At 65.9% G+C, this 22,049-nt stretch carries 22 protein-coding genes; 7 read left to right on the top strand and 15 right to left on the bottom strand.

The genetic code is table 11. The annotated features are described in order from the left end of the window. Window positions 1-169 precede the first annotated feature (169 nt). From QUG03_RS13175 to QUG03_RS13185, 3 genes are all read right to left on the bottom strand, one after another. Window positions 170-802, bottom strand: a complete 633-nt coding sequence (locus tag QUG03_RS13175; protein WP_107800295.1) for a LysE family translocator — start codon at window positions 800-802, stop codon at window positions 170-172. Window positions 803-847: 45 nt separating this feature from the next. Continuing rightward, a complete protein-coding gene (locus QUG03_RS13180; protein ID WP_488905322.1) occupies window positions 848-1,369 on the bottom strand; it encodes a hypothetical protein in 522 nt (173 codons plus the stop codon). Window positions 1,370-2,249: 880 nt separating this feature from the next. Next, a complete protein-coding gene (locus QUG03_RS13185) occupies window positions 2,250-2,489 on the bottom strand; it encodes a hypothetical protein (protein WP_500820183.1) in 240 nt (79 codons plus the stop codon). A gap of 18 nt (window positions 2,490-2,507) precedes the next feature. On the opposite strand from QUG03_RS13185, the gene QUG03_RS13190 reads away from it, so the two are divergent. From QUG03_RS13190 to QUG03_RS13215, 6 genes are all read left to right on the top strand, one after another. Beyond that, the gene (locus QUG03_RS13190; protein ID WP_500820184.1) at window positions 2,508-3,161 is read left to right on the top strand and encodes a GntR family transcriptional regulator; all 654 of its coding nucleotides are present in this window, start codon (window positions 2,508-2,510) and stop codon (window positions 3,159-3,161) included. A 13-nt stretch (window positions 3,162-3,174) separates the two neighbouring features. Further along, complete coding sequence (locus QUG03_RS13195) at window positions 3,175-3,846, top strand: DUF2848 domain-containing protein (protein WP_107800299.1); 672 nt, start codon at window positions 3,175-3,177, stop codon at window positions 3,844-3,846. After that, window positions 3,843-5,174 (top strand): amidase, encoded by a 1,332-nt coding sequence (locus QUG03_RS13200; RefSeq protein WP_500820185.1) that lies wholly within the window; start codon window positions 3,843-3,845, stop codon window positions 5,172-5,174. Before QUG03_RS13195 ends, QUG03_RS13200 begins: the two co-directional genes overlap by 4 nt. 12 nt (window positions 5,175-5,186) lie before the next feature. Further along, window positions 5,187-6,506: an MFS transporter gene (locus tag QUG03_RS13205; protein WP_500820186.1), complete on the top strand. Its 1,320-nt coding sequence runs from the start codon at window positions 5,187-5,189 to the stop codon at window positions 6,504-6,506. Next, window positions 6,503-6,814 (top strand): DUF1484 family protein, encoded by a 312-nt coding sequence (locus QUG03_RS13210; protein ID WP_107800302.1) that lies wholly within the window; start codon window positions 6,503-6,505, stop codon window positions 6,812-6,814. The genes QUG03_RS13205 and QUG03_RS13210 overlap by 4 nt, the downstream gene beginning before the upstream one ends. Window positions 6,815-7,211: 397 nt before the next feature. Further along, the gene (locus QUG03_RS13215) at window positions 7,212-7,877 is read left to right on the top strand and encodes a M15 family metallopeptidase (protein WP_500820187.1); all 666 of its coding nucleotides are present in this window, start codon (window positions 7,212-7,214) and stop codon (window positions 7,875-7,877) included. Between the two features lie 212 nt (window positions 7,878-8,089). Here the strand turns inward: QUG03_RS13215 and QUG03_RS13220 are convergent, their stop codons facing one another. Genes QUG03_RS13220 through QUG03_RS13230 form a run of 3 tightly spaced genes read right to left on the bottom strand, consistent with a single transcriptional unit; the run spans window position 8,090 to window position 11,004 of the window. Beyond that, the gene (locus QUG03_RS13220) at window positions 8,090-9,037 is read right to left on the bottom strand and encodes an alpha/beta hydrolase (protein ID WP_500820188.1); all 948 of its coding nucleotides are present in this window, start codon (window positions 9,035-9,037) and stop codon (window positions 8,090-8,092) included. A 1-nt stretch (window position 9,038) separates the two neighbouring features. Beyond that, window positions 9,039-9,917 (bottom strand): alpha/beta fold hydrolase, encoded by an 879-nt coding sequence (locus tag QUG03_RS13225; protein ID WP_500820189.1) that lies wholly within the window; start codon window positions 9,915-9,917, stop codon window positions 9,039-9,041. A 31-nt stretch (window positions 9,918-9,948) separates the two neighbouring features. Beyond that, complete coding sequence (locus QUG03_RS13230; RefSeq protein WP_500820190.1) at window positions 9,949-11,004, bottom strand: sugar phosphate isomerase/epimerase family protein; 1,056 nt, start codon at window positions 11,002-11,004, stop codon at window positions 9,949-9,951. Between the two features lie 112 nt (window positions 11,005-11,116). Here QUG03_RS13230 and QUG03_RS13235 point away from each other — a divergent pair, with 112 nt between their 5' ends. Further along, window positions 11,117-11,719 (top strand): TetR/AcrR family transcriptional regulator, encoded by a 603-nt coding sequence (locus QUG03_RS13235; RefSeq protein WP_500820191.1) that lies wholly within the window; start codon window positions 11,117-11,119, stop codon window positions 11,717-11,719. Between the two features lie 30 nt (window positions 11,720-11,749). Here the strand turns inward: QUG03_RS13235 and QUG03_RS13240 are convergent, their stop codons facing one another. The 9 genes from QUG03_RS13240 to QUG03_RS13280 all read right to left on the bottom strand — a co-directional run bounded on the left by QUG03_RS13240 (window position 11,750) and on the right by QUG03_RS13280 (window position 22,034). Next, window positions 11,750-12,874, bottom strand: a complete 1,125-nt coding sequence (locus tag QUG03_RS13240) for a 2OG-Fe(II) oxygenase (protein WP_253314091.1) — start codon at window positions 12,872-12,874, stop codon at window positions 11,750-11,752. A 9-nt stretch (window positions 12,875-12,883) separates the two neighbouring features. Next, window positions 12,884-14,119, bottom strand: coding sequence for an aKG-HExxH-type peptide beta-hydroxylase (locus QUG03_RS13245; protein ID WP_500820192.1), 1,236 nt, complete (start codon window positions 14,117-14,119; stop codon window positions 12,884-12,886). Further along, window positions 14,116-15,267: an aKG-HExxH-type peptide beta-hydroxylase gene (locus QUG03_RS13250; protein WP_500820193.1), complete on the bottom strand. Its 1,152-nt coding sequence runs from the start codon at window positions 15,265-15,267 to the stop codon at window positions 14,116-14,118. The genes QUG03_RS13245 and QUG03_RS13250 overlap by 4 nt, the downstream gene beginning before the upstream one ends. Continuing rightward, window positions 15,251-16,057, bottom strand: coding sequence for a hypothetical protein (locus QUG03_RS13255; protein WP_500820194.1), 807 nt, complete (start codon window positions 16,055-16,057; stop codon window positions 15,251-15,253). Before QUG03_RS13255 ends, QUG03_RS13250 begins: the two co-directional genes overlap by 17 nt. A gap of 35 nt (window positions 16,058-16,092) precedes the next feature. After that, entirely contained in the window at window positions 16,093-16,989 is an 897-nt protein-coding gene (locus QUG03_RS13260) for a hypothetical protein (protein ID WP_107798576.1), read from the bottom strand. Continuing rightward, window positions 16,986-18,488: a radical SAM protein gene (locus QUG03_RS13265; protein ID WP_500820195.1), complete on the bottom strand. Its 1,503-nt coding sequence runs from the start codon at window positions 18,486-18,488 to the stop codon at window positions 16,986-16,988. Before QUG03_RS13265 ends, QUG03_RS13260 begins: the two co-directional genes overlap by 4 nt. Window positions 18,489-18,515: 27 nt before the next feature. After that, the gene (locus QUG03_RS13270) at window positions 18,516-19,511 is read right to left on the bottom strand and encodes a radical SAM protein (RefSeq protein WP_500820196.1); all 996 of its coding nucleotides are present in this window, start codon (window positions 19,509-19,511) and stop codon (window positions 18,516-18,518) included. Window positions 19,512-19,603: 92 nt separating this feature from the next. Beyond that, window positions 19,604-20,053, bottom strand: coding sequence for a hypothetical protein (locus tag QUG03_RS13275; protein WP_107798579.1), 450 nt, complete (start codon window positions 20,051-20,053; stop codon window positions 19,604-19,606). A 328-nt stretch (window positions 20,054-20,381) separates the two neighbouring features. Continuing rightward, a complete protein-coding gene (locus QUG03_RS13280; protein ID WP_500820197.1) occupies window positions 20,382-22,034 on the bottom strand; it encodes an ATP-binding cassette domain-containing protein in 1,653 nt (550 codons plus the stop codon). Between the last annotated feature and the right edge of the window lie 15 nt (window positions 22,035-22,049).

The raw sequence follows: 22,049 nt of genomic DNA on the forward strand, positions 1-22,049 counted from the left end.
CTCCCCCCGCCTAAGCGCCTGGCCAGCAAGAGCGGTTTTCAACGCTCTTGTCCATCCATCCCGCCGACGCGCGGCAGGCCATGAACCGGTTCTTAGGCTGAAACAATGCGGCGGCCCCATTCAACGGGGCCGCCGCATTGTTTTTCTCGCCGGCAAGCGCTCAATCGCGTCAGCGCGGCTTTTCAAACAGCATCCTGACCGCCAGGCCGCCCAAGACCGTGCCCATGATCCAGCGCTGGACCACGCCCCAGGCCGGTTTCCGGACCAGAAGCGCGGCCATGGCGCCGGCGCTCAGCACGATCAAGGCGTTGACGCTGACGCTGATCAGGATTTGCGTGAACCCGAGCAATAGCGATTGGGACAACACGTCGCCGCCGGCCTTGGACAGAAACTGCGGCAACAGGGCCAGATACATCACGGCGATTTTCGGATTCAGCAGATTGGTCAGAAACCCCATCATGAACAGCTTGCGGTCGCTGTCCGGCGCCAGCTCGCGCAGCTGGAAGGGCGAGCTGCCGCCGGGTTTGAGCGCTTGCCACGCCAGATACAGCAGATACGCCGCGCCGCCCAAGCGCAAAGCGTCGTAGGCATAGGGGATGGCCAGCAGCAAGGTGGTGATGCCCAGCGCCGCGCACAACATGTAGAACACAAAGCCCAGCGCCACGCCGGACAAGGAGATCAGCCCGGCCCGCTTGCCCTGGCAAATGGAGCGCGAGATCAGATACATCATATTCGGCCCCGGGGTGGCCACCATGCCCAAGGAGACCAGCGCAAAGGCCAGCAGATTCGAGTATTCCGGCATCGTCGTTCCCAAATGAAATCAAGCCGCCATTGCGCGGCTACAACACTACACCAGCGCTTGCGGCAGGCTGACCTCGGGATTCTGCTCCCTGACGAAATCCACCACCGCGCAGAAGAAGGGCGAGGGCCGCCGCCAGAACAGCGGGCGGATGCGAGAATCGAGCAGCACCAAGCCACCACGCGGATGGGCGTCGGCTTTCAGCCACAGACGATCCACCGCCCCTCTATTGCCCTGACCATGCGTCAGAAAACGGATGGCATCAATAGCGGCAACATCAACCTCGCGCCAGCGATATTCTGTTTCCACACCCACATAAGCGATCTTGCGGCCAACCCAATCCAGCCGCACCCGCTGCAGGAACACGCTACAGCCGATAAGAAAAGCCATGAGATTGATGCCCAGCAGCAGCACGCCGCTCCCGGTCAAATCCTGATGCATGCTGCCATGCGGGTCATGGTACTGGAGCCAGCTCATCACGCAGGATACCGCCAACACTATGAGCTGGAGGCGGAATACGATGCGAAAACCCGTCAGCAGGGTTTGAGTGCAAGGGCGTTGATCTGTCATCGCTCAAAGTTACAATTGCGGAATATCCATGCTAGGCCACCACGCCCGCCGAGCCCGGCCGGCATGACGACGCGGGCCGCACATGATGCCCTAATTCCGCCCCGACCTTCAATCCGCCCGCAAACCGCAGGTGGAAGGGCGGCAGCCCGGGCCAGGCGCGCAGGGTCCAGCGAAACAAGAGATGCACCTACTTGAGCACAACAATAAATGACAACGCTCTGATCAAGCTGTTCAAAGCCGACGCGGAACTGGCCGCTAGCCGGGCACAGGCGATGAAAGCGCTCATCTGTAAAAGTTCTGATTTGAACTGACAATCGGGCGCCGTCAAAACGGAAGGCTGCCAGATCAAGTCCGAACTTCTACAACTTTTCCCACAGAACCCACTAAATTTGACGCCTGCGCCCCAGCCTTAAACGGCCAACCCCTGTCGTTCCCCAATCCATTAGTCCCAACAAAAACAATCCGCCCCGCCATCAGCTTGACGCCCCACCCCCGCCTCAGTACCCTTTGTGTCGCGCAGCGCCCAATAACGCCGCGCAGGGTTTGGAAGCCCAAAAATCCTAGATCGCAGACTCGTTTGTGTCAGCTTTGGCACAACTACGTCTGCTGCCACGCTGTGCCCATTCGGACAGGCCGTGGCAGGGAGTTCCTCGTGAACTACCGGTCTTTGATCTAGGATACCGGTCTTCCAACCTTGTCACGCGCCTGTCCAAGTCTCGCCGGACAGGTTTCCAACGCTGACTTGGAGACCGCAATGACCTCTCCCTCGACTCTCGCCAAACCGCCCCCGGCCCCAAGCCAGGAACAACAGCGCCAGCTGTCCCAAACCTTGGACGCTTGCGCCATGGCCTTCAACTGCTTCGCCCTCTTACGCTCCACCCTAGCCGCCCTCCAGTCCCAAACGCCCCCAGCCTCCCATCAGTACTTGTTGGCGGGCCTGTCCATCCAGGTACTGGACGACTACGCCGCCCGCTTCCAACACCTTTATGCCGAAGTTCAGCAGGCACCGCTTGAGGCCGTAAGCGAAACCGTCATCACGGAGAGGCCTGTTTAAGATCACGCGGACCACGCTGGCTTGACCATCCGCAGCCTGATAGATCAGGGTTGATTCACTCATCATTCACGAGTGCGAATCAAGATGACGAACATCACCAAGGGCGCCGCGCAGCGAGAATCGGCCTATGCGGAAATCAAACACCGAATCATCCATTGCGAGCCTGGATTCACGCCCGGCGCAGTCCAGAACGAGTCTCGCATCATGGAGTTGTTGGGACTGGGCCGCGGACCGATCAATCAGGCTTTGCATCGGCTGGAGGTGGATGGCTGGGTGGCGATTCTGCCGCGCAAGGGCTTGCTGATTACCCCGCTGTCGCTTGATCTGCTAATGGAGCTGGTCGCCGTGCGTACGCTAAACGAGGTGTTCTGCGTCGGGCTGGCGGTCAACAACGCAACGGACGGCGAGATTGCCGCCATGCGGTCCATCGTTGAACGCACTCCCGACATGATCGCTCAGCGCGACATCGCCGGTCTGGCCGCACTGGATGTGGCGTTCCACATGGCCATCTCCGCCGCCGCGCGCAACAGCACGCTGGCCGAATTGCTACGCGCCCTTCACGAAAAACAGGCTCGCTTCTGGTTCCTGTCCCTCTCCGCCCCCGACCATCTTGAGCAGGTCCACCGCGAGCACCTCGCCATTGTCGAGGCGTTTGAACGCAGGGACGTCGCCGGCGCGCAAGCATTGATGCAACACCACATCGAGGAGTTCAAGCGCAATACCACCCGCAGTATCTAGCCAGGAGGCAGCCATGTTGGAACTTCATGTCGTCGGCCAAGGCCCACGTAGGTTTTCCCCACAGCAATTAATCATCGCCGGCTGGGCCGGGCGGGATCAACACGCGGTGGAGCACCATATCCGCGAGTTGGAAGCGCTGGGGGTGCGCCCCCCGGCAAGCACGCCTTGTTTCTATCCTTTGTCGCACCAGTTGCTGACGACCGCCGCCGAACTGGAAGTGCCGCGCGAAAACTCCTCCGGCGAAGTCGAATGCGTGCTGTTCGCCGATGCCGACGGCCTGTTCGTCGGCGTCGGCTCCGATCACACCGACCGCCAGGTGGAAGCCTATGATGTGACGGTCTCCAAACAGATGTGCGCCAAGCCGATCAGCGCCGAGCTTTGGCGTTTCAATGAAGTCGTCGCGCACTGGGACCAACTGCTGATGAGATGCTGGCGGGAACGCAATGGCGTACGCGAGCTGTACCAGCAGGGCGGCACCGCGCAGCTGCTGCATCCGCGGCTCTTGATCGAACGCTATGGCCAGGGCCGGCCGCTGCCGACAGGCAGCGTACTGTTTTGCGGCACCTTGGCGGTAAACGGCTCCTTGGGCCATGGCGAAGCGTTTGAAATGGAACTGCATGACCCGGTGCTGGGGCGCACGCTGCGCCACGCTTACCGCGTCAAGACGCTGGAGGTGGCGACATGAGGCCGACCTTGACGCAGCTGCACTTGGCCTTGCGCCAGGGGCGCACCAGCAGCGTGGCGCTGACCGAACACGCGCTCGACGCGATTCACCGTCACCGGGAGGATGGCGGCGTCGCCTTCCTTCAGCTTGATGCGGAGTCCGCGCTGGCCGCCGCCCACAAGATTGATGCGGCCAAGCACTATCCCTCTTTTCTCTCCGGCATCCCGATATCGGTCAAAGACCTGTTCGACGTCCGGGGCCAAGTCACCACCGCCGGCTCCGTGGTGCTGAAGAATGAGCCGCCGGCCCGCCAAGACGCGCAGGCGGTAGCCAGGCTGCGCGCAGCCGGCGCGGTGCTGCTCGGCCGCACCAATATGAGCGAGTTCGCCTACTCCGGCCTGGGACTGAACCCGCACTACGGCACCCCGATCAACCCCGGCGATCCGACGCGCATTGCCGGCGGCTCCAGTTCCGGCGCAGCGGTCAGCGTGGCGCAGGGCATGAGCGCCGCCGCGCTGGGCACCGATACCGGCGGCTCGCTCCGCATCCCCGCCGCTTTTTGCGGCTTGACCGGCTTCAAGCCCACCGCGCGGCGCGTGCCGCAACAAGGCTGCCTGCCCTTGTCGCCGTCGCTGGACTCGATTGGGCCGCTCGCCTCCTCCGTGTCCTGCTGCGCGATGATGGACGCCGTGCTTCGGGTTGGCGGGACACCTGCGCTCTCCCAAGACATTCTGCCCAGCCTCAATGGGCGCAGGCTCTATGTAAGCGAAGACTATGTCGCCGATCAGCTTGATCCCGCCGTGGCCCAGGCCTTTGAGCAAGCCCTGTCCCGCTTATCCCGTGCCGGAGCCAAAATCATCCGCTTCGACTTCCCCGAGTTGCGACAGATCGCCGACATCAACGCCAAGGGCGGCCTAGTCGCAGCCGAAGCCTGGCGCTGGCATCACGCGCGGCTGACAGGAAAAGACGGCGGCTCCTATGATCCGCGCATCGCCCGCCGCATCCGCGCGGGCGCCAGTCAAAGCGCAGCCGACTACTTGGACATACTCGAACAGCGCCGCGCGCTGCAAGCCGTCGCCACCCGCCGCCTGTCCATGGCCGACGCCTGGCTGATGCCCACCGTGGCGATTCTCCCGCCCACGCTGGCCGAATTGGAGGACGACGCCACGTTCACCCGTTTGAACAGCCTGGTGCTACGCAACACCAGCATCATCAACCTGCTGGATGGCTGCGCGGTCAGCCTCCCCTTGACGCCGCAAATCGGCCTGAGCGTGAGCGGGCTCTACAACCGCGATCATCACACCCTGAAACTAGCCGCCAGCATTGAATCCGCGCTGGCCCATGCCTAAAGGAGAACGGCAATGGACAAGACCCTGCGAGTGACTCCCGACGAGCGGAACAATGCCTACCGCAAAGCCACCTTGCGGCTTATCCCCTTCCTGATCATGCTCTTTATCCTGGCTTGGATTGACCGGGTCAATATCGGCTTCGCCAAGTTGCAGATGCTGAACGACTTACAGTTCAGCGAGGCCATTTACGGCTTGGGCGCGGGCATTTTCTTCATCGGCTATTTCCTGTTTGAAGTCCCCAGCAACCTGTATCTGGAAAAAGTCGGGGCGCGAAAGACTCTGGCCCGGATCACCATCTTGTGGGGAGCCATCTCCATGGCGATGGCCCTGGTGCAGACCCCGACTCAGTTCTATGTGCTGCGTTTTCTGCTGGGAGCCGCCGAGGCCGGCTTCTTCCCCGGCGTGGTGCTGTACCTGACTTATTGGTTCCCTCTCGCCCGACGCGCCCGCATCAATGGCCTGTTCATGACTTCCTTCGCCATTGCCGGGGTGATCGGCGGCCCGCTGGCCGGGCTGATCATGTCCAGTCTGGACGGCTTGAACCAGTGGCAGGGTTGGCAATGGCTATTCATCGTGGAAGGCGCGCCCTCGGTTCTGGCCGGCCTGGCGGTGCTGCGCTACTTGCCGGAAACGCCGGCCAAAGCGGCTTGGCTGAGTCCGACGGAACGAGAAGCCATCCGCCAGGACATCGCAGCGGATCAGCGCGACCCCAACAAGCAGTCGTCGTTGAAAGCCGCTTTCACCAGCCCCTATGTCTGGCTCTGCGCCGCCATCTACTTCTGCATCGTCAGCGGCAACGCCACCATCGCCTTCTGGTCCCCCTCCATCATCAAGGAACTCGGCATCCAAGGCACCCTCAATATCGGCCTGATTTCGGCGCTGCCTTTCCTCGCCGGCATCATCGCCATGGTCTGGAACGGCGCGCACTCCGATAAGGTAGGCGAACGTCGCCTGCACTGCGCCGTCGCGGCCCTGATTGCCGCCCTGGGCCTGGTGCTGACCGCGGCGCTGCTTCACAACACCTGGCTGGCGCTGTTGGCGCTGACCCTGGCTTCGGTCGGCATTCTGGCCGCCTTCCCGGTGTTTTGGGCCCTGCCCTCGCTGTTCCTTGCCGGCACCGCCGCGGCCGGCGGCATTGCGCTGATCAACTCGGTGGGCAACCTGGCGGGCTTTGTTGCGCCGTATATGATCGGCTTTCTGAAAACCAGTACCGGCAACTTGAGCGCTGGCTTGTATTTTGTTGCGCTGCTGGAGGCGGCAGCGGCGGTGCTGATCATCTTGTTCATCCAAAAACCACAGGCGAAGCTGATCCCGCAGGAGGCCCGGTCATGAAGCAAGACGAACTACCGGTGCTGGAGCAATTAAAGCAGTTGAACCGGAACCTGCTCGATACGCGGGACAACACCGCGCTGCCTCACTTGGGCCAACAGCTGGCCCAGCAATGCGCGGAGATGGATGCCTGTTTATTGCAAGGTCTGATCGATATCCGTTCCGCTCAGACCGGCCTGCAAGCCATCATGACTCTCTTGCAACGCCGCGACGAACCCTTGCTGTTCAGCAGCGAGGAGGCGGTGGCGCTGCTGGAGCCGGTGCTACAACGCTTGAATCATGGCGTGAACCACATCAACCGCCTGGTGTAGCCGGGCCATCGCCAGGGAGCGCCCAGCGCTCCTTGGCGCTCAAAACCGGTGTTAAAGTCTTGCAAGCAAAGACGCTCTAAATACGCATCCGTCAAGACGATGTAATTTTCATATCATCTACCGGCAGTTACACCGCTTCCGTAGACCCTATCAAGAAAAAACCGACTACAACCGCACCAACTATGACTGCGGCTACCGGAACAAGACACTGCGACCTTGGTCAAAAAAAATCCCGACGAATTGCACAGATTACCGAAGCATATCAACTTCCGTTTGACATGAATTTTAGAAAACCCAGATGACTCCATTGGTGCGGCATTAGCACTAGGGGGTGTCATGCCTTCTGTCCCAGTTGTGGACGAATCCAAAACTCATGCCAGGCCAAAAGAGATTAAAAATGTCAAAAAAGATACCGCTGTCTGACCCACGCATCGCCGACATTTTAATTCAAGAGTGTCACGAGCCCATGATTTCAATAGAAAACATACATAAAAAAATTTATGCAGACACTTCCACTGAAAACGCCAGTTGCTTGGGTTATCAGGCAAATTTCATTGCCAGACGCTCTGTTGCCGAACGGCTTAAAACAGTAGCTGACGCGCTTCCTGAACACTTGTCCATCCTAATAAAAGAGTCATACCGTCCCTATCATTTACAGAAAACACTGTTTGACGGCTACGTTAACGACTTGCTCATTGAGAAACCCAATCTATCAATCAAAGAAGTTGAAAAAATAGCATCGCACCTTATCGCACCGCCCATCGTTGCGGGCCACCCCACCGGAGGCGCCGTGGATGTTACATTAATAGATAAAAAGGGCAATGAGCTAGATATGGGCTGCGCATATGATGAAGATGAGAAAAGCTCTAACGGAGCTTGCCACTCATACTTTGATGAATTGAACTCCACTCAGCAACTCAACCGTAAGCAATTGTTTGATGCGATGACGCAAGCTGGTTTTATAAATTATCCATTTGAATGGTGGCATTGGTCTTTTGGAGATCGCTACTGGGCTTTCATGTCTGAAAAATCCAACGCAATATTTGGCCCCATTCATATTTAGATCGCTCTTTGAACGGTTGATGAAAGTGAATTCGAAATTTTGAGTGAACCTGTCGTCACGCCTCTTCATGCGAACATGACTCCATAAGGAGGCGTAACGCAGGATCAGGAGTTTTGTTAATGGGTCTTAGGCCGCATCCACCGCCTGGCGTAGCCATCCCCATCTCCTGGGCCTTGAACTACGCCGCCTGGCGGCCGTCGCTTGAAACGCAGTCAGCCGTCCACGCCCAAGGCCGCCCTCACCTCGCCGCCGGCGATGTCGAACAGCGCGCCGGCAGCCGGCGTCAGCCCCTTCATGTGGATGCAGCCATGGACCATGCCGTCCAGCTGCCGCGCCGTCGCCTTGACGCCTGCCGCGTTCAGCCGCGCGGCGTAGTCCTCCGCCTCGCTGCGCAAGGGATCGAACTCGGCGGTCAGGATGGTCGCGCTCGGCAAGCCGTCCAGGCGGGTCGCCAGCAGCGGCGAGACATAGGGCGACGCCCCCTCCGCCTCCGCGGACAGATAGGTGGAGTAGCAGAAGCGCATCAGCTCGCGCGTCAGGTAATAGCCGTCGCCGTAAGCCTGGTAGGAGGCGCTGTCCATCTTGTGGCTCAAGGCCGGGTAGATCAGCAGTTGATGGGCGATGGACGGGCCTGCCTGATCGCGCGCCAGCAGGCAGGCCGCGGCGGCGAGGTTGCCGCCGGCGCTGTCCCCGGCCACGCCCAGCCGCTTGGGGTTCAGGCCGAGCGCTTGCGCGTGTTCAAACGCCCAGCACAAGGCGTCGTACACATCGTGCAGCGGCACCGGATAGCGGTGCTCGGGCGCCAGCCGGTAATCGACGGACAGCACCACGCAGCCGGTGGCCTGGGCCAGCGCGCGGCAGGGGTTGTCGTAGACCTCGGCCGAGCCCAGGCACCAGCCGCCGCCGTGGGCGAAGACCAGCGCCGGCTGCGCCGCCTCGCGCGCCGCGCTGGCCTCGGGCCAATAGCCGATCACGCGCAGCGGGTAGCCGTCCCGCGCCTTCACTTGGAACACCTCCACCCGCGCAACGGGTTCCAGCGGGCCGTGCAGTTGGCGCAGCCCGACGTCGGTGTCGGCGCTCAGCTGCGCCATGTCCGCCGGCGCGGCGGCATCGCCCGCCGCCTGTTCCAGCCACTGCTGGATCTTGCTATCCAAGGGCATCTCAGTCCTCGCTTTCCAGGAAGGGCAGCAGCTCGGCGATGAACTCTTCGGCCGCCTCCTCCATGATGAAGTGGCCGCAATCCGGAATCACCACGCCGCGCAAGTCGTCGGCCCGGCCACGCATGGTGTCCAGCGGAGCGTTGCCGGTGGCGTGCTCGGCGCCGATGGCGAGCACCGGCATGGTCAGTTTGCTTTGCACGCGCCGCTGGTTCTGGCGAATGGTTTCGGGAATGGCCCGGTAATAAGCGAAGCCGCCGCGCAAGCCGCCCGGCGACGAGTAGGCGTCGATATACACCTCCGCCGCCACCCGGTCGCGCCGCCACGACCAGCGCTGGAACATGAAGTCCAGATAGGCGCGCTCGCGCCCGGCGATCAGCGTTTCCGGCAAGTCGGCCAGCTGGTTGAACATGAAGTGCCACAGGAAGATGTTTTCCTCCGGCGGCGCGAAGATAGACGGCGCCGGCGCCAGGCCGGGTATCACCGCCTCGGTCAGCGCCAGCCGGCTGACCACTCCCGGATGGTCGCTGGCCAGCGCGTAAGCCACCCACATGCCCACATCGTGGCCCACCACCTGGTAGCTGGCGTGGCCGAGCCGCAGCATCACCTGATGCAAGGCGGCGGCGACGGCGCCGGTGTCGTAGCCGCTGTCCGGCCGGCTGGACAAGCCGGTGCCCGGCGGGTCGACGGCGATGGCCTGGAAGCCGCGCGCGGCCAGCGCGCGCATCACGTGGCGCCAGGCGAACCAGGTTTGCGGCCAGCCGGGGACCAGCAGCACCGGGCGGCCCGCGCCGGCGGTGACCACGTGGACGCGCTGGCCGTCCAGCCGCACATAGTTGTGAGTGAAATCGGGTTCGGTATCGATCAGAGGAAGTGCCGACATCTGTAGTCTCGCAGTGAAAAGTGGATGGAAGTCAGGCGATGCCCAGCATCGCGCGGATCTGAGCCTGATCGACCGCCGCGCCGGCAAAGTCGTCGAAGATGCGCTCGGTGACGTGGATGATGTGGCGATTGATGAAGTCCACGCCCTCGCGCGCGCCGTCTTCCTGGTCCTTGAGGCAGCATTCCCACTCCAGCGTGGCCCAGCCTTCGTAGTCGTATTGCGCCAGCTTGGAGAAGATCGCCTTGAAGTCCACCTGGCCGTCGCCCAGCGAACGGAAGCGCCCGGCGCGCTCCATCCAGCCGCTGTAGCCGCCGTAAATGCCTTGCCGGCCGTTGGGCCGGAATTCGGCGTCCTTCACATGGAACATGCGGATGTGCTCGTGATAGATGTCCAGGAAGGCGAGGTAGTCCAGTTGCTGCAGCACCAGGTGGCTGGGGTCGAACAGCATCTTGCAGCGCGCATGCCCGCCCACTTGCTCGTAAAAGCGTTCGAAGCTGGCGCCGTCGTGCAGGTCTTCGCTGGGATGGATTTCATAGCACAGGTTGACGCCGTGTTCGTCGCAGGCGTCGAGGATGGGCAGCCAGCGCCGCGCCAGTTCCTCGAAGGCGGTTTCGATCAGCCCTTCCGGCCGCTGCGGAAACGGGAACAGATACGGCCAGACGAAGGAGCCGGAAAACGTGCCCATCTCGCTCAGCCCCAGCCGCCGCGAGGCCTGGGCCGCCATCCGCAGGCGCTGCAGCGCCCAGGCGGTGCGCGCCTCCGGCTTGCCGCGCAGGCCGGGCGGCGCGAAGTTGTCGCACATCGCGTCGTAGGCCGGGTGCACGGCCACCAGTTGCCCGAAGATATGCGTGCTCAGCTCGCTGATCCGCAGGCCGTGCGCGGCCAGCGTGCCGGTGATTTCATCGCAATAGTCCTGGCTGACGGCGGCCAGTTCCACGTCGATGAAGCGGCTGTCCCAGGCCGGAACCTGCAAGGCCTTGAAGCCGGTGCGCGCCGCCCAGCCGGCGATGCCGTCCAGGCTGTTGAACGGGGCTTGATCCGCGCCGAATTGAGCCAGGTGCAGGCTGGGTCCCTTGAGTGTTTTCATGTGTCGCCCTTAATTGTTTGTCGATCGACAAATAATAGGCGACGCCAAGGCTACACGTCAACGGCGGAGCGCGATAAAATTCCGCCCAAGAACAATCGAGCGGGGCGGAAAGATGGCGGGCAGGCCTAGGGAGTTTGACCGGGAACAGGCGTTGCAACAGGCGATGCTGGCCTTTTGGCGGCGCGGCTACGAGGGCACGTCGATGTCGGATCTGGTTGCGGCGCTGGGCATCGCCTCGGCGCGGATTTACGCGGCCTTCGGCAGCAAGGAGGGTTTGTTCCGCGAGGCGGTGGCGCGCTACGCCGCCGGGGACGGCGGCTTCGCCGATCTGGCGCTGCGCCAGGAGAGCGATGTGGCCGCCGCCATCGAGCGGATGCTGCGCGACGCGGTCATGCTCTACACCCGGCATGACGCGCCGCAGGGCTGCATGGTGGTGTCGGCGGCCACCAATTGCTCGGAGCAGAACGACGGGGTGCTGGAATGGCTGCGGGCGCAGCGCCATCAGCGCACGCAATCGGTGATAGACCGGCTGCGGCGCGGCGTGGCCGACGGCCAGCTGCGGCCGGACACCGATGCGGACGCCCTGGGCGATTTCTACGCCGCGCAATTGCACGGCATCTCGGTGCAGGCGCGCGACGGCGTGCCGCGCGAGCGGCTCTTGGCTTCGGTACGCGTCGCCATGGCCCCGCTTTGGACGGCGGCCGTCAAGGCCTGAGCCGGCGCTCGGCGCGTCGGCCGGGCCCTCCTACCCCGCGCCGGTCTGAGGCCATTCCGGGAACAGCGTCTCGGCCAAATGCATCACGCGTATCGGCAAGCGGTGCGCCCAGGGACGAACCTGGGCGGCGCAGCGGCGCCAATGCTCGTGGGTGAACATGCGGCTGGGCGCGCTGGCCACCCACACCGCCAACACCAGCGCGGCGCGCAGGGTGTCCGGATCGGTGCTCAAGCCCACGTTGACCTGGGCGGCGGCGTGTATGGCCTCGCTGGCCGGCAGCGGCGCGCCGGGCGCGAATCCCAGCCGCGCCAGGGCCGCGCTCACTTCCGGCGCGCGGACGGGTTCCGGCGCACCGGAACGGGCGGCGGCCAGCAGCAGGCCGGCCGCCTGCGCCGCGCCGCCCAGCCCCCACTCCGCCAACAGCGCTTGCGCCGCGCTCGGCGCCGGCCAATCGGGCGCATCCGAAACGTCGCCGTCGCGGTGCAGGCCGCGCTCGCCGGGATCGGATGCGGCCAGCGCCGCGTCCGGAAACAGCTGCGCCAGGGTTTGCCGCACCCGGCGCTCCACCGCCGGGGTGTTGCCCTGGTGCCAGAAATTGAAGATCAGCGCGTCGCGCGGCTGTCGCGTCAACGCCGACACCGAGTGGTAGGAATGCGCGCTCATCTCAAAACCGAAGGCCATATTGGGATAGGGCCGGATGCTCTGGTAGACGGCCTCCGGCTCGTCGCCGGCGTGGATATTGAGCAAGCCGCCGTCTTCCGGCCGGTGATCGCGGGTGAATTGCACCACCACGCGGTAGCCTTCGTAGCCCAGGCCGGGATTGTCGTTATGCACGCCGATGCGCTGGCCCGGCACCATGCGGTGCCCCAGCACCTGAATGTCGTCCGCGGACAGCGGCACCTCGAACAGGATTTGCATCTGCTCGCGCAAGGCGTCCAGAAACTCCTCGCGCACAAAGGCCGGCGCGTCCGGCCGCAGCTGATAGAGCCGGCGCAGATCCAGCCGGTAGGTGACGAAGAAATCCCCCACCCGCTCCTCCCAGGGCAGCGGGCCTCTGAGCACCGCGTCCGCCTGTTGGGCCACCGTCTCGTCGAAGGTGTCGAAGCAGAGGAAGTGGCGGTACGGTTGCTCGAAGAACAGCACGTTTTCCAACATGATCGCCCCCTATGCGCAATGTGCCGCGACGTCGCGGCCGGCCAAGGCGCGGAACTGGTCCGCCCTCAGCGCCAGCGGCCGCCACAAAGCCTGTCCCAGCGCGGTCAGCGCCCGCGCCCGGGCCAGAGATTCTTCCATCTGGGCGCGCCAGTCTTCCAGCTCCGACACATTGCGCGCCAGCTCGCTGTGCACCGCGACGCCGGCCATGATCAGCCGGTAGTAGAAAATCAGCACGTTGACGAAGGCGTGGTGGGCCTTGAGGATGCCCAGCGTCGGCCGCTGCGCGCCGCGCGCCGGGGAATGGAAGGTTTCGCCCAGCGAGGGATCGCTCAGCGCGCCCATGGCGGCGAGCTGGTGCAGATAATCGTGGCTGACCTCATGCACCAGAGTTTCGGCGCAGCGCAAGGGGTCCGGATGGATGGTCATGTACAGCGCGCCGTTGAGCATGGAATAACTTTCGCTGTTGAACTTGCCCGGTTCCAGCCGCAGCGGGGACACCACGCGCAGCAGACGGGCGATCCAGCGGTGGTAGGCAGGGGAATGACAGGCGATCAGCGTCATCGCCCGGTTCAAGGTGGCGGCGCAGCCCGGGCCGGGTAGGACGACCTCCGGGTCCGGGTTCAGCAGGCTGCGCGGCAAGGGCCGCAGCACGATGTCCGGCCCGGCCTCGCCCAGGGCGACGGCCGGCAGTTTGCGCGCCGGCCCCGTCACGCTGCGCCAGCTCTCGCCCTCGCGCTCGAAAGCGCAGCCGCGCTGCGTGTGCGCGGCAGTGTCCAGCCGGATTTCCAGCCTTTGCGCGTCGCCGCTGACGCGGTAGGCGACGGCGGCCGGCAGCGCGTAGCCGGCGAAGCCCAGCGCCAGCGGCCGGGACAGCCGCAGGTGGAATTCGCGGCCGGGCCGGTGCGCGGTCCAGTGCAGCGCGCATTGCAGGGCGCGCGACAGCAACAGGTCCGGCTGGCGGGCCTCTTCGTCTCGCAGCGCTTGCAGATTGCAAAACGGATGCGCGGCCAGCTCGGTCAGCCGCGCGGTCTCGGCCGCGTTGGCGCCGCCCGCGGACAGCATGGCGGCGGCCATCTCCGACAAGGCCGGGGCGATGCCGGGCGCGTGGCGCTGCAGCAAGGGCCGCCAATGCTCGAGAAAGGCGTTCAACTGCCGGCCGCGCAGCTGCCGCGTCCAGCCGGCGTGCCAGTCCTCGTCGAAGGCTTCGAAGGGGCTGGAATAAGCGCGGGCGATTTCAGGGGTCATCGCGCGATCTCCTCGATCGGGCACGCCGCCGGCTTCAGCAGCGGCCGCAATGGCAACTGCAAGGCGTCCAGGAAGCGCCGCCCTGCCGGGCTCAGACTGCGCGCCCGTTCCAGTTCCGCGGCCATGCGCGGCAGCCAGTCGCGCAAGTCCGCCATGTGATGGCGCCAGTCGGCGTCCACCAAGCGGCCGTTGCGCCGCAAGGCGTCGAAAAACAGCGCCACATTGCCGAAGGCGTGGTAGGCCAGCAACAGCATGAGGGCCGGACGCCGACAGCGCTTGACCGGGGAATACAGCCATTCTTCCGCCCCGCGCTCGCTCAAGGGGAACAACCGGTCCAGCAAGTGGAAGTGCTGATGGCTGGCTTCGTGAACCAGGGTTTCCGCCATGTCCAGCGGCGAGGCGAACAGCGTCATCGACACCAGCCCCGGATAGTGCAGGCTGCTCCAGCTGGACACCAGGCCGCCGCTTTGCCTCAGCGGCCGGACCTGGCGCACCAGGCGGCGCACCCAGGGTCCGTAGGCCGGCGCGCCCTGCTCGATCAAGGCCAGCCCGGCGGCCAGCGCCCGTCCGGCCGCCGCGTCCGGCTCGCCGGCGGCCTGCTCGCGATCGTCCGGGGTGCGCACCGGATAGGCAGCCAGAACGGGGCTTCTGCCCGCCCCGCCCCATGGCGCCGCCGCGGCGCTCAGCGCCAGCCGCGAACCGTCCGCGCCGGCGGCCTTCAGCGTCAGCGTCCGCCCGTCCGCGACGACGCTGAGCGCGCGGACGTCGGCGATCCGATCCGGCAGCGCCAGGGTGCGCGGCGGGCTCCAGCGCGCGCGCCATTCGCCGGCCACCCCGCTCAGGTGCGCGTGCCAGGCGATTTCCAAGGCGCAGGCCAACAGAAAGCCGGCGCGAGGCTGGCGCTCGGCCTGGGCCAGCGCGCCCAGCGCCGGGTGCCAGAGCCGTTCGAAATCCGGCTCCGCCTGGGCCAGCTCGCGCAGCGCCCGCGCCGCGCCGCCGGGCAAGGCGATGGCCGGCGCGACGCGCTCGAGGAAGACGCTCAGGCTTTGCCGCCAGGCCCGGGCCGCGCAGCTTTCCAGCAGCGCCAGCCCGTCCGGATCGCCCGGGCAGGCGGCGCTGGCGGCGAGATCGTCAAACGGGGTGGACATCGTCGCTGCCCGCGGTGAAGTCGAAGGTTTCCAGCCCGCTCACGGCAAAATCGCCGCCCGCCAGCCCGCCGGGCCGGCGGCTCACCCGTTCGGCGCCGCCCAGCGCGGCGCGGAAGGCGGCGGAGCCGCCCAGCAGCCGCAAGCCGCCGTCCGCCAGCGGCTGGCCGTAAACCAGCCCCAGCCGCGGATGGCGCAGCACCAGGCTGCGCAGATGGCGTACCGCGGCCAGGCCGAAGCCGGGGTCTAGCCGGCACAGCGCCTCCCAATGCCGCATCGCCTGATCGCGGCTGGCCGCGCAGTCGGCGCGGCAGGGGAAGTGGCTGAGCAGATGCCAGCCGAACACGTCCAGCATGGTGTTGGTCCAGTAGGGCTGCGCGCCGCCGTCGCCGGCGAAAGCCGGCTCCAGGCGGGCGTGATGATGATCGCGATGCGCCAGATAGGCTTGCACGCAGCAATCCGGATAGCCCAGCAGGCGGCCGGCGATGACGTCGTTGTCGGTGAAACGCGCGGCCAGCTCCGCCAGTTCGCCGTCGCGGGCGGCGAAGACGAAGGCGCGCGCGTCCGGCGCGGCCGTCTCGTCGCTGGCCACGGCGGACACCACGTAGTCGTCGGCGTCCGCCACCGCCGGACGCAAGGCCCGCTCCCAGCGCCGGGCGTGCAAGCCCAGCCGCCGCAGTGCGCCGATCACCGACTCCGCCTCGCGGTAGGCGCAGGACACCCGCGCCAGCGGCTTGGCGCCGGCCAGGGTCAGCGCCAGGTCCACCCGCGCCGCCTGGGTCAGCTGCGGCAAGGCGGCGCGCAAGCGTTCGGGCGAGGCGGACGCCCTTATTGAAACGCCACCAGATGCCAGCGTTCCGTGGGCAGTCTCGCCACTTCGCGCCCGTTCCGCGCGCTGAGCACGCATAAGTCCTCCTCCTGCCATGCAATGCAATCGCCCTGATCCAGCCGGGCCTCCGGCAGACGGTCGCTGGAACGCAGCGGCCGCCAGCCCTGATAAAACACCGCGTCGCCCACGGCGCCGCCGTAGAGCTGGGCGCCGAAATTGCCGTAACGCCGCGCCTCCGGCGGCTCTTCCTCGTCGCGCAGCAGCAGCGGCAGCGGCAACAGGCGCTCCAGTTGCGCGGCGAAGGCCGGGGCGGCGTCGCGCAGGACCTCCAGCAGCGCCGCGGCGTAGTCGACGCTGGCGCGGCAGCCCAGATGGCAGGGAAAGTGGGAAATCAGGTAGTACGGCGAACCGCGGCCCACTTCCATCTCGGTCAGGAAGACATTGAGCCGCCAGTCGCGCCCGCCCGGAGTGCGCGCCACCCGCAGCAGGTCGGTCATCGGCGCGGCGCCGAAGTATTCGTTGGCGGCGATGCAGCAGGCCGGGTAGCCCAGCGCCCGCCCCAGCGCCACATTGTCTTGCCGCCGCTGGGCGTCCAGCCCCCGCTCCAGGGCCTCCGCGTCCAGCGCGTAATAGACGCGCGCGTCGTTGCGGCTGAAGGCGGCGCGTTCCTCCGCGGTGGCGTGGCGGTAGCCCCAGTCGTCCGGCGGCGGCACGTATCGGCCGTGGCGCAGGCCGCAGGCGTCCAGCAGCGCGCACAGCCGCGCGGCGCTGTCGCGGCCGGCGGTGAAGCGCGCCAGCGGCTTGAGGCCGGCCAGCACCGCCAGCGCCTCCACCGCGATGCGGGCGCCTTCTCCGCCGGCTTGCAGTTCGCCGGCGATCCGGTCCCGGGCGCTCATTGGGTGCTCATCCGGATGATGGTCAGCGCCTGGTCGATGCGCTGCGGCCGTTCGCGCATCAGCTTCACCACGAAGTCGAACAGATGCCGGGTGCGCTGACAGCAGGAGCTGGTCAAGGGCTGCGGGTCCAGCGAGTGGGTCTCGCCCTTGCTGACGATGGGGGACACGCCGCAATAAGGCCGGTAGGCGCACACCTGGCAGGCGTCGTGCTCGCGCAGCGAGTAGGACACCAGCTGGCGCGCCTTGTCGGAGGTGACCGCGTCGGCGTAGCTGTCGGTGTGCACATTGCCGATGCGGAAATCGGCGTGGCCGCGGCCTTCGTCGCAGCCGTAGACGTTGCCCAGATGGTCGTAGGCCAGATTGCCCAGCACCATGCCGCTGGGGTTGCGGAAGTCCACGTATTTGACGTCGCGGTTGTTGAACAGCTTTTCCAGCGCCAGCGAAAAATAGCGTTCTTCCAGCAGGATGCCCTGGTCCCACAGCGAAAAGATGTAGTCCAGCGCGTCGCGCCAGGCGTCGAAGAACTCGTCCATCCCCATGCCCACGCTGTCCCACTTCCCCTTGGCGAAACCCATTTTCTGCACCGGGGAGAAGAAGATGGACGACTGTCCTTCCGCCACCGCGAAATCGACGTAGTCGCGCAGCTTGTGCAGATTGTTGCGCCCCACCACGATCAGCGAGGGCACGTCCAGGCCGCGTTCTCGCATGCGGGCGCGGTTGCGGCGGATGTCGTCCCAATGGCCGCGGCCGTCCCAGTCCACGCGCAGCGACGGATGCTCCGCGGCGTCGAACTCGATGGAGGTGGTGATGTTGATGCGGCTGGCCGCCAGGTAGTCCAGCACCTCGTCCGGCAGCTCCACGCCGTTGCTGACGATGGAGAAGGACAGGGCGCGCTTGTGCGCCAGGTTCTTGATCATCGCGTAGGCGTGCAGATAGCGCACCGCGCCGAAGTTGAGCGTGGCTTCGCCGCCCTGGAATTCGAAATGGATGCGCGAGGACGGCGATTGGTAGGCGAAGTCGACGATGGCGCGGGCGGTGGCTTCGTCCAGGTCGTAGCGGGCCGGGTCCGAGCTGTCGCGCACCACGGCGGCGTGACAGTAGGCGCAGCGCAGATTGCAGCGCCGCGTCATGCCGATGATGTGCAAGGCGGTGCCGGGAAAATAATTGGCGGACCAGTCTTCATAGGCCCGCATCACGCTGCCGGCGTTGCGCGCGGTGAGGATCAGGCCGCGCTCTTCCAGCAGATCGTGCAGCGCCGCGGGCAGGGCGATGCTGCGCAGCGCGCGGTACTCCTCCCGGCTCAACAGCGCCCAGCTGCCCTGGTCGCTGGACAGGAACACGCCGTCGCCCACGTCCCGGGCGCGGTAATTGGGTTTCCAGCGGTCGCGCAGCCGGAAGTCGGCGAAGATGTCCTCCATGCCGGCCCGGTCCGGCTGGGCGGGCGCGGCGCGCGGCGCGCGCGCTTCAATCGGGCGGATCGGGGTGACGACGTGGTTCATGGCGGGCCTCGCAAACGGGTGGCGGGTTCAGGCGATCAGATAAAGTTGCGGATGCTGGCGCGAGAAACTGGCGATGACGCCCAGCGAGGACAGGTCCTGGTGATCGAACAGCACGCGCAAGAAGGGCTTGTCGCGCCGCGGCTGATAACGCTCCAGCGCGGCGACGCGCACCTCGTCTATCAATTCCGACGGGATCTCGGCCAGGGGCCGCACCCAGTCCCGGCCGTGGCGGATCAGCGCGCCGCGCTCGGCGCCCGGACAGGCGTCGGCCAGCCGGCAGGCGCGGCAGGCGCGGGTTTTCTCGTACCAGGGATGGGTGTCCACCGCCGGATCGGAGTCCCGGATCAAGAGATCGAGGAAATCCGGTATCAGACAGGGCGCCAGTTTCTCCAGCGTCACCGGCACGCCCAGCGCGCGGAACAGCGGCACGATGGTGCGCAGCCGTTCGCGCACCAGCGCCGGATCGGCGATGGAGTCGATGAATTTGCCGGTGCGCACGGTGCCGCTGAACTTGAGGCGCGACGAGCCGGCCTCCACCGCGGTCACGCCGGTGGCGAGCAGGTGTTCCACGTTTTCCGCCAGGATCACGATATTGGTCTGGATGTCGAAGCCCAGTTCGCTGAGGCGGCGGATGCCTTGCAGGGTTTGCCGGAACGCGCCCTCCCGCACGCCGTTGAGCTTGTCGTGCAATTCCGCGCTGTGGCCCATCAGACTGGTGCGCACTTCCAGCCGGCCGTCGGCCATGGCCGCCAGCCGCTCCGCCGACGGGCGGTGGGAGAACAGCCGTACATTGGAGGCCAGGCTGACGCGGCGGCCGGTTTTCAAGGCCTCGCGCAGCACCTCCCAGAACACCGGGTCTATGGTGGGCTCGCCGCCGAAGATGTCCACCTCCTCGTCCGGCGCCGCCTGGTCCAGCTCGGCCACGATCTCCGCCAGCGGCCGGAAGGCGCGCTGGGCGATCTCGTCGTCCACGATGCAGAAGAAGCACTTATTGTTGCAGGAAGCCGTCAGCCGGATGATCATCGCCGTCGCCCCACGAAGAGGCCCGCAAGCGGGCCGCCAGGAAATCCGTCCCGACGCGGCTGGCCGCGCCGGGGTCCGCTCCGCCGCGCGGGCTATTTGACGCCGCGTTTCAAGGCCGCCTTGATCTGGGGGTTGTTTTCAATTTCCTTGAGCACCAGCGGGTCCTTGAGCGCGTCGCGCACCGCCGCCGGGTTCAGCGTGGTGGACACCGCCGGATTGGTGACCAGATCGCCCGGGGAAAACACGCTGGCCGCCTTGTCGTGGATATGGCCGTCATTGTCGTGGATATTGCTGCGGTCGCTCCAGTCGCGGCTATGCCCGGCCGCCACCACCGAGCCGGCCAGCAAATCGCCGGACACCCGGGTCAGGTGGTCGAACTGGGCGCGCAAGCGCGCGACGTCGATCTTTTTCAATTCGGCGACCGTTGCGCTGTTGGCGCCGGCGTCCTTCGCCGCGGCGATGGGGTCCGACAAGAACTTGACGCGGAAATCGTTATCGCTCACCGCGCGCATCAGCAGTTTGTTCACTTCCGGTTGGGCCATGGTGTCCTCCTGGCTTGAGCTCTGTGACCGAGGCCTGCTTGGCGGCGCCCTCGTCTGGATGGAGCGGAAAGCGGCGGCGCGTGCTGCGACTGGAGGCACTATGCGGTCCGCGCTCCCAATCGGCTTCTTGCCGGCAAAGGGCTATTGCCGCTGAGCCGCAAAGCGGCCGCCGCGCCCCAGGGGAATCTCCGCACCCACCCAAATGCCTCGCCCATCCGCCTCGTCATCCAGCCGGCCTGCGTGTCACTGGAATGAAAAAGCGCCGACGGTTTTCGTCAGCGCTTTAACTATATTCATGCGTTTTTAGTATATCTGTACGTTAAATTACCTAAAACGAACTTTTATCGATGGCGCGCTCCGGCCGCTCCCTTCCGTCCAGCAGCCGCCAGCCGTCCTCGTCCGCCGTCAGCCAGCCGTCCAGATCCAGCGCGTCCAGAAAAGCGTCGTCGTGCGACACCACCAGCAGGCCGCCGCGGTAAGCGCGCAACATCGCCTCCAACGCTTGCAGCGACGGCAGATCCAGATGATTGCTGGGCTCGTCCAACAGCAGCAGCGTCGGCTGCGGATCGGCGTAGAGCACGCAGGCCAGCGCCGCCTTCAGCCGTTCCCCGCCGCTGAGCCGGCCGCAGGGCCGGGTCGCCCGCTCGGCGTCCAGGCCCAATTGGGCCAGCAACATGCGCAGCCGGCTTTCCCCCGCCGCGGGATTGGCCGCCAGCAATTGCTCGATCGCGCCGCGCCCGGGGTCCAGTCCGTCCAGATCCTGAGCCAGATAGGCGCAGGCGGCCGGCGCCCGCGCCTGTCCGGCGAGCGGGCGCAATCGTCCGGCCAACACCTTGAGCAAGGTGGACTTGCCGCAGCCGTTGGCGCCGACGACGCCGATGCGGCGCCCGCCGCCCAGGCTGAGGTGAATCCGGCGCGTGGCCTCGGGCGCGAACGGCAGCGCCACCTCGTCCAGCGCGACGGCGACGCGCGGCAGCGCCGGCCCCTGCGGCAAGGCGTGCACGACGACCGCCGCGTCGTCCTCCGCCCGCCGGGCGGCCTCGCGCACCGCCTGGTCCAGCGCTTCCCGCGCCGCGGCCTGTTGCCGCCGCAGCTTGCCGGCGCTGTCCTCGCTGCGCTGCTGCTGTCGGTCCAACAGGATGCGGGCCTGGTTGGCCTCGCGGCCGCGCCGTTCGCCGCGGGCCTGCCGCCGCTCTTGCCGCTCCTGCTGTTCGCGCAGCGCCCGCTGGCCGCGCAAGCGCTCCTGTTTGCGCTGCTCCAGCGTTTGCAGCGCCCTCGCCTGCTCCCGCTCCTTGTGTTCGGCGTAAAAATCGTAAGCGCCGCCGTAGCCGGCCAGGCCCTGCGGCGACAGTTCAACGATGCGCTCCATGCCGGCCAGCAAGCGGCGGTCGTGGCTGATCACCAGCAGGCCGCGCGGCCAGAGAGACAGTTGTTCGATCAGCGCTTGCCGCTGGCCCCGGTCCAGATGATTGCTGGGTTCGTCCAGGATCAGGAAGTCGGCGTCGGACAGCATGGCCCCGCACAGCGCCGCCCGCGCGGCTTCGCCGCCGCTGAGCGCGTCGGCCGGCGTTTCCGGGCGCAGATGACCCAGGCCGAAACGTCGCCATTCCCGCTCCAAGCGTTGGCGCAGATCCCAGCGCTCGGCCAGCCGTTCGAAATCCCGCGCGTCGACGCTGCCGGCCTCGATGCGCGCCAGCGCGTCCAGCGCGCCTTGCAGTCCGGCAAGGCCGGCGGCGGTGTCGCCCCGGGGCGCGCCGGCCCGCTGCGCCAGATAATGCGTCGTCCCGCCGCGCAGACAGCGGCCGGCGCTGGGCCGCAGTTCTCCGGCCAACAAACGCGCCAGCACGGTCTTGCCCACGCCGTTGCGGCCCACCAGGCCGATGCGCTGAGCGTGAAACGCCATATTGAGATGACTGAACAGAATCCTGCCGTCGGGCAGTTGATAGGACACGTCGTCCAAAGTGAGATGGATAGGCGTCATGAAGCTTTCCAAAGG

Source organism: Chromobacterium sp. CCUG 30098, from assembly GCF_059916605.1.

Coding starts and splice junctions, on each gene's coding strand:
- QUG03_RS13245 (WP_500820192.1), bottom strand. CDS start 14,119: ATGACCCCTGAAATCGCCCGCGCTTATTCCAGCCCCTTCGAAGCCTTC.
- QUG03_RS13225 (WP_500820189.1), bottom strand. CDS start 9,917: ATGTCGGCACTTCCTCTGATCGATACCGAACCCGATTTCACTCACAAC.
- QUG03_RS13205 (WP_500820186.1), top strand. CDS start 5,187: ATGGACAAGACCCTGCGAGTGACTCCCGACGAGCGGAACAATGCCTAC.
- QUG03_RS13230 (WP_500820190.1), bottom strand. CDS start 11,004: ATGAAAACACTCAAGGGACCCAGCCTGCACCTGGCTCAATTCGGCGCG.
- QUG03_RS13210 (WP_107800302.1), top strand. CDS start 6,503: ATGAAGCAAGACGAACTACCGGTGCTGGAGCAATTAAAGCAGTTGAAC.
- QUG03_RS13175 (WP_107800295.1), bottom strand. CDS start 802: ATGCCGGAATACTCGAATCTGCTGGCCTTTGCGCTGGTCTCCTTGGGC.
- QUG03_RS13270 (WP_500820196.1), bottom strand. CDS start 19,511: ATGATCATCCGGCTGACGGCTTCCTGCAACAATAAGTGCTTCTTCTGC.
- QUG03_RS13240 (WP_253314091.1), bottom strand. CDS start 12,874: ATGTTGGAAAACGTGCTGTTCTTCGAGCAACCGTACCGCCACTTCCTC.
- QUG03_RS13200 (WP_500820185.1), top strand. CDS start 3,843: ATGAGGCCGACCTTGACGCAGCTGCACTTGGCCTTGCGCCAGGGGCGC.
- QUG03_RS13265 (WP_500820195.1), bottom strand. CDS start 18,488: ATGAACCACGTCGTCACCCCGATCCGCCCGATTGAAGCGCGCGCGCCG.
- QUG03_RS13195 (WP_107800299.1), top strand. CDS start 3,175: ATGTTGGAACTTCATGTCGTCGGCCAAGGCCCACGTAGGTTTTCCCCA.
- QUG03_RS13235 (WP_500820191.1), top strand. CDS start 11,117: ATGGCGGGCAGGCCTAGGGAGTTTGACCGGGAACAGGCGTTGCAACAG.
- QUG03_RS13215 (WP_500820187.1), top strand. CDS start 7,212: ATGTCAAAAAAGATACCGCTGTCTGACCCACGCATCGCCGACATTTTA.
- QUG03_RS13275 (WP_107798579.1), bottom strand. CDS start 20,053: ATGGCCCAACCGGAAGTGAACAAACTGCTGATGCGCGCGGTGAGCGAT.
- QUG03_RS13220 (WP_500820188.1), bottom strand. CDS start 9,037: ATGCCCTTGGATAGCAAGATCCAGCAGTGGCTGGAACAGGCGGCGGGC.
- QUG03_RS13190 (WP_500820184.1), top strand. CDS start 2,508: ATGACGAACATCACCAAGGGCGCCGCGCAGCGAGAATCGGCCTATGCG.
- QUG03_RS13250 (WP_500820193.1), bottom strand. CDS start 15,267: ATGTCCACCCCGTTTGACGATCTCGCCGCCAGCGCCGCCTGCCCGGGC.
- QUG03_RS13185 (WP_500820183.1), bottom strand. CDS start 2,489: ATGATGAGTGAATCAACCCTGATCTATCAGGCTGCGGATGGTCAAGCC.
- QUG03_RS13260 (WP_107798576.1), bottom strand. CDS start 16,989: ATGAGCGCCCGGGACCGGATCGCCGGCGAACTGCAAGCCGGCGGAGAA.
- QUG03_RS13180 (WP_488905322.1), bottom strand. CDS start 1,369: ATGACAGATCAACGCCCTTGCACTCAAACCCTGCTGACGGGTTTTCGC.
- QUG03_RS13280 (WP_500820197.1), bottom strand. CDS start 22,034: ATGACGCCTATCCATCTCACTTTGGACGACGTGTCCTATCAACTGCCC.